The following is a 2,919-nucleotide window of genomic DNA, read 5'->3' on the forward strand; positions in this document are numbered from 1 at the left end:
TGCCGTCGATGCAGTGGAGCACGAGCTGCTGCGCGAAGCGCACGGTGAAGTCGAAGAAAAGCCGGCGCGGCTGAAGTCGCCCGCGCCGCAGACGGTCGCGCGCAACGTCGGCGCCGCCATCGACCCGAACACGCTCGCAGGCGTGTGCGCGGCGCCCGGCATCGCGGTCGGCACGCTGGTGCGTCTCGACGACGCGGAAATCGTGCCGCCCGAGCAGGCCTCCGGCACGCCGGCCGCGGAAAGCCGCCAGCTCGACCAGGCGCTGAAGTCCGTCGACGCCGAACTCGACGAAACGGTGCGTAACGCATCGGCGCGCGGCGCGGTCGGCGAAGCGGGCATCTTCGCGGTGCACCGCGTGCTGCTGGAAGACCCGACGCTGATCGACGCGGCGCGCGACCTGATCAGCCTCGGCAAGAGCGCAGGCTTCGCATGGCGCGCGACGATCCGCACGCAGATCGACACGCTGTCGAAGCTCGACGATGCGCTGCTCGCCGAACGTGCGGCCGACCTGCGCGACATCGAGAAGCGCGTGCTGCGCGCGCTCGGCCACACGAACGGTGCCGCGCGTGCGCTGCCCGACGAAGCGGTGCTTGCGGCCGAGGAATTCACGCCGTCCGACCTGTCGTCGCTCGACCGCCAGCGCGTGACCGCGCTCGTGATGGCGCGCGGCGGCGCGACGTCGCACGCGGCGATCATCGCGCGGCAGCTCGGCATTCCGGCGCTGGTTGCGGTCGGCGATGCGCTGTACGCGATTCCGGACGGCACGCAGGTTGTCGTCGATGCGAGCGCGGGCCGGCTCGAACACGCGCCGACCGCACTCGACGTCGAGCGCGCACGGCACGAGCGCCAGCGCCTGGACGGCGTGCGCGAGGCGAACCGGCAACTGGCCGGTGAAGCGGCCGCGACCGTCGATGGTCGCTCGATCGAAGTCGCCGCGAATATCGCGACGCTCGATGATGCGAACACCGCGGTCGACAACGGCGCCGATGCAGTCGGCCTGTTGCGCACCGAGCTGATGTTCATCCATCGCCAGGCTGCACCGACGGCCGTCGAACACCAGCAGAGCTATCAGTCGATCGTCGACGCATTGCAGGGCCGCACGGCGATCATCCGCACGCTCGACGTCGGCGCCGACAAGGAAGTCGACTACCTGACGCTGCCGCCCGAACCGAACCCGGCGCTCGGCCTGCGCGGCATCCGCCTCGCGCAGGTGCGCCCCGACCTGCTCGACGATCAGTTGCAGGGCCTGCTCGCGGTGAAGCCGTTCGGCGCGGTGCGCATCCTGCTGCCGATGGTCACCGATGCGGGCGAGCTCGTACGCCTGAAAAAGCGCATCGACGAATTCGCGCGCGCGCAGGGCCGCACCGAACCGATCGAGGTCGGCGTGATGATCGAGGTGCCGTCGGCCGCGCTGCTGGCCGACCAGCTCGCGCAGCACGCGGATTTCCTGTCGATCGGCACCAACGACCTGACGCAGTACACGCTCGCGATGGACCGCTGCCAGGCCGACCTGGCCGCGCAATCCGACGGCCTGCATCCGGCCGTGCTGCGCCTGATCGACATCGCGGTGCGCGGCGCCGCGAAGCACGGCAAGTGGGTGGGCGTGTGCGGTGCACTCGGCGGCGATCCGCTCGCGGTGCCGGTCCTGGTGGGCCTCGGCGTGACCGAGCTGTCGGTCGACCCCGTATCGGTGCCGGGCATCAAGGCGCGTGTGCGCCGTCTCGATTACCAGTTGTGCCGTCAGCGCGCGCAGGATCTGCTCGCGCTCGATTCGGCACAGGCGGTAAGGGCAGCAAGCCGCGAGGTCTGGCCGCTCGACTGAGCGTCGACGGCAGGTTCGCGACCGGTTTCACGACGAAAGCAATTAGCTCAACGACGATTAATGACGAGACAAGGATTGGAGGACTGAATGAACGGGAATCCGTTTCTGAAAATACAGGGCCTGGGCCGGGCGCTGATGCTGCCGATCGCGGTATTGCCGGTTGCCGGCATCCTGCTGCGACTCGGCCAGCCGGACGTGTTCAACATCAAGATGATCGCCGACGCCGGCGGTGCGATCTTCGACAACCTGCCGCTGCTGTTCGCGATCGGCGTGGCGGTCGGTTTCGCGAAGGACAACAACGGCGTCGCTGCGCTCGCGGGCGCGATCGGTTACCTGATCGAAACCGCGATCATGAAGGACATCGATCCCAAGCTGAACATGGGCGTGCTGTCCGGGATCATCGCGGGTGTGGTCGCGGGCCTGCTGTACAACCGCTATAAAGACATCAAGCTGCCGGACTACCTCGCGTTCTTTGGCGGCAAACGGTTCGTGCCGATCATCACAGGCCTCGTCTGCGTGATACTCGGCATCGCGTTCGGGTACGTCTGGCAGCCGGTCCAGCATCTGATCGACGCGGCCGGCCAGTGGCTGACGACGGCGGGCGCGATCGGTGCGTTCGTGTTCGGCTTCCTGAACCGCCTGCTGCTCGTCACGGGCCTGCACCACATCATCAACTCGCTCGCATGGTTCGTGTTCGGCAACTTCACGCCGCCCGCCGGCGGCGAGATCGTGCACGGCGACCTGCACCGCTTCTTCGCGGGCGACCCGACCGCGGGCACCTTCATGGCCGGTTTCTTCCCGATCATGATGTTCGGCCTGCCGGCCGCGTGTCTGGCGATGCTGCACGAAGCGCCGAAGGAACGCCGCGCGATGGTGGGCGGCCTGCTGTTCTCGATGGCGCTCACGTCGTTCCTGACCGGCGTGACCGAGCCAATCGAATTCAGCTTCATGTTCCTCGCACCGGTGCTGTACGTGATCCATGCGGTGCTGACGGGGCTGTCGCTCGCGATCTGCCAGATCCTCGGCGTGAAGCTCGGCTTTACGTTCTCGGCCGGTGCGATCGACTACGTGCTGAACTACGGGCTGTCGACGAAGGG

2 protein-coding genes are annotated in these 2,919 nt (G+C 67.8%); both read left to right on the plus strand.

The window, feature by feature from the left end:
* On the plus strand, positions 1–1,822 hold a 1,822-nt coding region (ptsP, locus tag G3N93_RS36810), incomplete at its 5' end, for a phosphoenolpyruvate--protein phosphotransferase (protein ID WP_241026856.1).
* Positions 1,823–1,909: 87 nt separating this feature from the next.
* Positions 1,910–2,919, plus strand: a 1,010-nt coding sequence (locus G3N93_RS36815) for a PTS transporter subunit EIIC (protein ID WP_206135224.1), incomplete at its 3' end; no start/stop codon positions are given.

The sequence above is a fragment of the Burkholderia sp. Se-20378 genome (assembly GCF_017104665.1).
GTDB classification, from domain to species: Bacteria; Pseudomonadota; Gammaproteobacteria; order Burkholderiales; family Burkholderiaceae; genus Burkholderia; species Burkholderia lata.